The organism is Enterobacter cloacae complex sp. BZL2005 (assembly GCF_049238885.1).
GTDB classification, from domain to species: Bacteria; Pseudomonadota; Gammaproteobacteria; order Enterobacterales; family Enterobacteriaceae; genus Enterobacter; species Enterobacter roggenkampii.
On sequence record NZ_JBMKGI010000033.1, the window covers coordinates 1 to 5,659 of the forward strand.

The 5,659-nt window shown below is 57.5% G+C and carries 7 protein-coding genes and 2 pseudogenes; all 9 read left to right on the plus strand.

Annotation, left to right across the window (positions count from 1 at the left end):
• Nucleotides 1-69 precede the first annotated feature (69 nt).
• The 9 genes and pseudogenes from ACOTXI_RS23965 to ACOTXI_RS24005 all read left to right on the plus strand — a co-directional run bounded on the left by ACOTXI_RS23965 (nt 70) and on the right by ACOTXI_RS24005 (nt 5,157).
• Nucleotides 70-332, plus strand: a pseudogene (locus ACOTXI_RS23965) (hypothetical protein).
• A gap of 43 nt (nt 333-375) precedes the next feature.
• Nucleotides 376-741, plus strand: coding sequence for a hypothetical protein (locus tag ACOTXI_RS23970; protein WP_023327678.1), 366 nt, complete (start codon nt 376-378; stop codon nt 739-741).
• A 67-nt stretch (nt 742-808) separates the two neighbouring features.
• Nucleotides 809-2,821, plus strand: a complete 2,013-nt coding sequence (locus ACOTXI_RS23975) for a ParB N-terminal domain-containing protein (protein ID WP_033147102.1) — start codon at nt 809-811, stop codon at nt 2,819-2,821.
• A gap of 37 nt (nt 2,822-2,858) precedes the next feature.
• Nucleotides 2,859-3,293 carry a conjugation system SOS inhibitor PsiB gene (gene psiB / locus ACOTXI_RS23980; RefSeq protein ID WP_023327676.1) on the plus strand — a complete coding sequence of 145 codons (435 nt, stop codon included), beginning with the start codon at nt 2,859-2,861 and terminating at the stop codon, nt 3,291-3,293.
• Nucleotides 3,290-4,018, plus strand: a complete 729-nt coding sequence (locus ACOTXI_RS23985; RefSeq protein ID WP_033147101.1) for a plasmid SOS inhibition protein A — start codon at nt 3,290-3,292, stop codon at nt 4,016-4,018. Before psiB ends, ACOTXI_RS23985 begins: the two co-directional genes overlap by 4 nt.
• Complete coding sequence (locus ACOTXI_RS23990) at nt 4,015-4,341, plus strand: hypothetical protein (RefSeq protein WP_023327674.1); 327 nt, start codon at nt 4,015-4,017, stop codon at nt 4,339-4,341. Before ACOTXI_RS23985 ends, ACOTXI_RS23990 begins: the two co-directional genes overlap by 4 nt.
• A gap of 55 nt (nt 4,342-4,396) precedes the next feature.
• Nucleotides 4,397-4,771 carry a hypothetical protein gene (locus tag ACOTXI_RS23995; RefSeq protein WP_023327673.1) on the plus strand — a complete coding sequence of 125 codons (375 nt, stop codon included), beginning with the start codon at nt 4,397-4,399 and terminating at the stop codon, nt 4,769-4,771.
• A 169-nt stretch (nt 4,772-4,940) separates the two neighbouring features.
• Nucleotides 4,941-5,090: pseudogene (locus ACOTXI_RS24000) on the plus strand (DUF5431 family protein); the annotation flags it as partial.
• On the plus strand, nt 5,038-5,157 hold the full coding sequence (locus ACOTXI_RS24005; RefSeq protein WP_223156217.1) for a type I toxin-antitoxin system Hok family toxin: 120 nt from the start codon (nt 5,038-5,040) through the stop codon (nt 5,155-5,157). The pseudogene ACOTXI_RS24000 and the gene ACOTXI_RS24005, both read left to right, overlap by 53 nt.
• Nucleotides 5,158-5,659 lie beyond the last annotated feature (502 nt).

Below are 5,659 nucleotides of genomic sequence, written 5' to 3' on the forward strand. Positions count from 1 at the left end.
CTCCTTTGCCCTTTGCCGCGAGAGAACTCACCAGGGAGATGGACAACCATCACCACAGGAGAAACCAGGATGCACACACGAAACGTCAACGTCAAAACCGCCGCTCAGGAATCTTCCAGGAAGATGGGGGAAGAACAAAACCCTATTTCTGTCGCACGGGAGTGGGTGGCTCAGGCCACCTCGCTGAAAGCGGGGGTCACCGCGATGTGTCCCGATACGGCGACGTTCAGGTGGAGATCCGCACCAACGGAACGCTTAACTGGCACGCCTGGTCGTTTGAACCGGATTTTCTTATTGAACTGAAACGCAACCTGCAATACGTGCAGCTTTAACCGGAGGCCGGATGTCCGGCCTTAACCCAGAGAAGGAGGAAACATGCAGAACCTTAACACCCGTCCGGCGACCCGTAAGGTCGGGCAGAGCACCGAAATCGTGAAGCTGCTGCGCATTCAGGCCAGCGACACCCACGTGGTCGAGTTTGACAACGTGGACACCCGCTTTAACGACTGCAACAACTGGCAGGTGATGGCAGGAGGCAAACGCGTCCTGTTCAGCAACCGCATGTATGAGCGTTTTTCAGATGTGAAATCGGGGATTCTTGCAACGATCAACGTGTGTGAAAACTGCGCCAGCGAAACGGATAAAGCGATGCTGGAAGGGGCAAAAGTCATGATGCAGGTACTCGACGGCTATCCGTCCTTTGCAGCACTGGCTGCACACCCGAAACGTATTACCGGTTAACCGGGTGCCGTGACCGGATCGCACTCCGGCCACGGCGGACCATCACTTAAACACAGGAGTAAAAATCATGGCCGCCACCAATACTACGGCAAAAAAAACTGCGAAATCCACCTCTGCGAAAAAGACAGCGGAGAAAATCGCGCAGACTACCGAGCAGAAGCTCGTCCGGCTGCTCGCTGATACGCCCGTGCAAATCTTCCCGTACTCCCGCCTGTCACACACTGACTTAAACACGCGCATCATTCCGCATACCGATCAGGAAGTGGAAGAGATGGCAGACAGCATTCAGGCAATGGGCATCCTCCAGAACCTGATCGGTGCAGAACTGCCGGACGGTACGATCGGCATTGTCGGCGGGGAAGGTCGCCGCAGAGGCACAGGCATTCTGGTGATGCGCGGTGTGCTCGATGCAGACACGCCGTTTGTTCCGGTGAAAGTCCTGCCCGTTGAGATGGCTGTGGCGGCCTCGATGATCGAGAACGGTCGACGTAAAAACATGCATCCCGCCGAGCAGATTATCGGTTTTCGTACCCTTCAGCAGGAAGGTAAAACGTCCTCTCAGATCGGCGCACTGATGGGCTATCACCCGCGCCACGTTCAGCGCTGCCTGAAGCTGGCGAATCTTGCCCCCTCCCTGCTGGATGCGCTGGCGCGGGATGAAATCTCCCTTGAACAGTGTGAAGTCCTGACACTTGCTGATACTCATGAGCGTCAGGAGCAGGTCTGGAAAGAGGCTGTTGAACAGTGGCGCGATCCTGCCGTACAGACTCTGCGCAAAATGGTGACCGACGACAAGATGGCCATCAGTCACCCTATGTTTGAGTATGTGGGTGAGGAAGCCTATACCGCCGCTGGCGGTACGCTGACCGCCGACCTGTTCAGCGACAGGGACAGCACCTTTGCCGATGCGGCGCTGGTGAAATCTCTGCTGGCTGGCAAGCTCACCGTGCTCGCCGCTCGCGTTAAGCAGGAGCAGGGCTGGGGCTGGGCTGAGTTCCGTATGACGGAACTGCGTGCCAGCGGTGAGGACGGTGAACAGTACCGTTTTGCGATGCCGAAAGCTGTCCTGACGGAAGAAGAACAGAAGCGCGTCAGTGAGCTGGAAGAACAAAGGGATGCCACTGAAAGCTACGATTACGAATACGAGCTTCAGCAGGATATCGATGACATTTACTGCGAGGCGCAGTACCGCGAAGCCACGCCGGAATTTCGCGCCGCGCACGGAATCTGGGTGTCATGGGACGGTAGCAATTTTCAGGTTCAGCCTGGTATCCGCAAGCTGACCGACGAAGACCGGGTAGCTGAAGAACAGGCGCGTCAGGAACGTGAAAGCAATGTGATCAGACACACCACGCCTGAAATTCCCGCCGACGCCTATCCGGCAACGCTGGTAAAAGCTATGTCAGCCGAACGGACTCTCGCCGTTCAGGCCGAACTGGCGGGTCGTCCCGACGTATCGGTGGCGCTGCTGACGTGGACACTGTGCCTCAGTATGTTTGACCGCAGCTACGGTAAACGCAGCGAACCGCTGAAAGCCTCCGTGTCCTCGAATCAGTATCACCTTGCATCACTGGCTCCATCCGGTGAAGAAGGGAAGGCGCTGACGGCGCTCAAAGCGCAGAAAGAGGCGCTTCAGGCAACGCTGCCCGAAAACTGGCATCTCGATTTCACGTGGCTGCTTTCATGGTCAGCGGAGCAGGTGAACACCCTGCTGGGATTCTGTGCCGCGCACGGTATCAACGGTATTCAGGAACGTATGTACAACCATACGCAGAAAAGCGAACTGGACGGGCTGGAAGCGGCGCTGGACTTTGACCTGCGCAAATGGTGGCAGCCGGATGCTGAGAGCTACTTCGGCAAGCTCACCATCGCCCAGATTGGCAAAGCCTACGAAGAAGCCGGACTCAGTGCCCGCGCCGGAGAGATTGTGAAGCTCAAGCGCCGCGATGCGGCGAAGGCCGCCGAGCAGGATCTGAATGCTCAGGGCTGGCTGCCTGACTGGATGGTGCGCACATCACCAACCGCTGAGGCTGAAGAAGCCACCGAAACCGACGCTCACACCACTGACCACGCTGCTTAATACCGGAGGCCGCCGCCTTCGGGCGGCGGGAACAGACATGACTATGCAATATGACCTGAACCAAATCAACAAACTGACCGCCTCCGACCTGGAGTTTATCCGTCAGCAGGGCGAGGACGCGCGCCGCGCCCTCAGCGATACCGTGACCGGCCTCCTGTCGACACCAGAAGGATGGCGCGTCTGCGCCGAATACCGCAGCGAGTTCGGCGGCTTCTTCCCCGTCCAGTGCCGCTTCAGCGCGGACGGCAGCGATGACTGGCATCTGTGCGTGTGCAGCCCCGGCGAAGTCTCGCCTTACTGGCTTCTGGTACTGCTCTCCTCCGGCGGGGAAGTGGTGCGTACCCTTTACCAGAGTGACACGCTACAGCCTGACCGGATAAGCCAGCTGATCGCGCAGCTGGCAGGTATGCGCCGCTTTAACTGCACTGCCCGCACCGTGGCGAACCTGATGAGCGGGGATGTGACAGCATGATCCCATCCTCACACGCGCTCGTTTCCCTGAAGCCCGCCCGTCAGGCTGCAATACAGGCTATCAGCCATGTTGAGTCTGCCCGCGAACGCGGCGCACGACTGCCCGCCATGCCGTATGTGCGTACCTTTCTGCGTCTTCTCACGGGCAGCGGACGCCTCAACGCCACGGTGGCCAGTAAAATACCTGGCCTGCACTGGGTGCCAAATAACCGTCATTCGAACCTGAAACAGGTCGAGGAGGCGCTTAACACGATGATCGCCACCAGTGGCGAAGCCTGCCCGCTGCCGCTCACGATTGACGTACAGGCCGAACTGTTTCCTGAGGTCATGCACACCCGCACGGGTCGACGGCTGCACCGGTCCGGCATTAAGACCACGCGCCAGCTGCGCCGCCAGTCCCGTGAGTACGAACAGCACTGGAAACTGCGCCAGAACCTGCTGGAGCAGGCGAAAATTGACCTGAATTTTCAGTCTCCGGAAACCGTCTGCACCTGGTACACCCGGTGGAGCGACGAGTTTGACGCGGCAGAGCTTGCCGGACCGTTCTGGCGCTGGCAGTCGCGGTTCGCGTCGCTGAAGGAACTTGACTGGCTTCGCATCAGCGGTGAGCCGCTGTATACAGTGATGTATGAAATCCCGTTTATTGTCCGAGAAACACCTGAGCATGTTCGTGTCGCTGAACGCTGGCAGGTGCCAAATAAGCTGGCTGACCGGAGCGGTGTATGAAGTGGCGCTATTCCCTGCGCTGGAAATTGCCGCACAAGCCCTGCCCAGGTCTACTGGAGCTGGTTTCAGTTGTCGTGGAGGCAGGGCAGGCGGCACCTGAGGAGGTGATGGCACGCTGGGTTGCTGGCTCAGGTTACGCTGTTTGCGTGGATTTTCTCGGTCAGAAACAGATCCAGCGCTGGAGCGATGAACGGAAAGCCGCAGTGAGAAGGCGCAATATGCAGGCACGGATTAATCGTGTTGCCCCTTTGTTTGCCGATGAGTTAATCGAGCGTGAGCTGGCTGCAAGTCAGGCATATTTCAATGGCAAGTCCGCCCGATGAATCAGATACAATGTTGTCTGACTGCTCAGACAAAACATATAAGGAAAGCAGAATTATGAGGTACTGGTTGCTCGTTATCTTCCTGAACGTGCTGTTCTATTTAATCGTTAAGCATGCTGCGCCAGAATGGCATGGTACGCCTGGTTATTATGCAGGCCAGATCATCTGCACACTAATAGCTCTGGTCATCACATGGCGTGATCCGCCTGGCTGGTTAAATGAAATCCTGCTCGGCGTAATGAAATACGGAGTTCTGAGTGCCGGGATCATCTTCTTTGTCTGGGGCGTCGGGTACAAGCTGGCATTCTGGGGGCAGGGTAATTCTGATGCCGAATTTGTAAGTGCATTTGACGTCATTTTGCCCAATCTTGCGCTGGTCACGGGCGTAGTGATCGCGGGATGGGGATACCTGAGATATTTCAGGCGTTAAGCAGCATAAAGCGTGGATATACCTGGTAAGAAAGAGCACCTGCCCGGTATAATCGACGTGGCGCTTGAGGCTTTTTGCCTCATGACGTGAAGGTGGTTTGTTGCCGTGTTGTGTGGCAGAAAGCAGAAAGCCCCGTAGTTAATTTTCATTAACCCACGAGGCCACCTGTATGCCTAGACAACATCAGGATAGCCTCTTAGATGCCGCAAGGCAAGGAGAAGAAGGCCATGAAACTACCACGAAATACCCTGCTCTGGTGCGTATTAATAGTGTGTCTCACACTGCTGATATTCACTTACCTGACACGGAAATCGCTCTGCGAAATCCGATACAGGGACACGAACAGGGAGGTGGCAGCTTTTATGGCTTACGAATCCGCTAAGTAGCTAACCCCGGCGGGGGGACCCCCCCCGCCATTCAGGGGCTGAGACTGTGTGGACATGCCTGAAGCGCCTTTATGAAGGGGTTGCCGGTTCGCCGGTAGCCCCTTTTTCCATCCCGAAGGGTGCAGTCGCATGCATGAACAACCCGGAAGGTCTGTTCCCCTGCGGGGAACGGGGGAAGGGGGACGCGCCTTCGGCGCTGCCCCTCTGCTCCCTCCGCCTTGCCCTCTCTCCTGCCTGATTTTGCTGAAGTCAGCGCGCCATTAGTTACCTGCCTGTATCTGGCTTCAGCCTGGTTTTCCCTGTGTTCTTCATCACGGGCGTCATATCCGTCGTCCTGCTGGTTAACTTCCTCAGCTGCAGCTCCGTGGCCATAACCCGAAAACAGGGCAGGGCGATGGCCCCCTTCGGCTCCCGGCCAGCGCTGCTGTCCGGTCGTCGAGCCCCACTCCGCCAGGGCGGCCGCTGCGCATCCGCCGGGCTCCGCCGAACCCCTCCGGGTTTC

What these genes read in the sequence shown, in the direction of transcription:
- ACOTXI_RS23970 (WP_023327678.1), top strand. Translation starts at nt 376, where the DNA reads ATGCAGAACCTTAACACCCGTCCGGCGACCCGTAAGGTCGGGCAGAGC.
- ACOTXI_RS23975 (WP_033147102.1), top strand. Translation starts at nt 809, where the DNA reads ATGGCCGCCACCAATACTACGGCAAAAAAAACTGCGAAATCCACCTCT.
- psiB (WP_023327676.1), top strand. Translation starts at nt 2,859, where the DNA reads ATGACTATGCAATATGACCTGAACCAAATCAACAAACTGACCGCCTCC.
- ACOTXI_RS23985 (WP_033147101.1), top strand. Translation starts at nt 3,290, where the DNA reads ATGATCCCATCCTCACACGCGCTCGTTTCCCTGAAGCCCGCCCGTCAG.
- ACOTXI_RS23990 (WP_023327674.1), top strand. Translation starts at nt 4,015, where the DNA reads ATGAAGTGGCGCTATTCCCTGCGCTGGAAATTGCCGCACAAGCCCTGC.
- ACOTXI_RS23995 (WP_023327673.1), top strand. Translation starts at nt 4,397, where the DNA reads ATGAGGTACTGGTTGCTCGTTATCTTCCTGAACGTGCTGTTCTATTTA.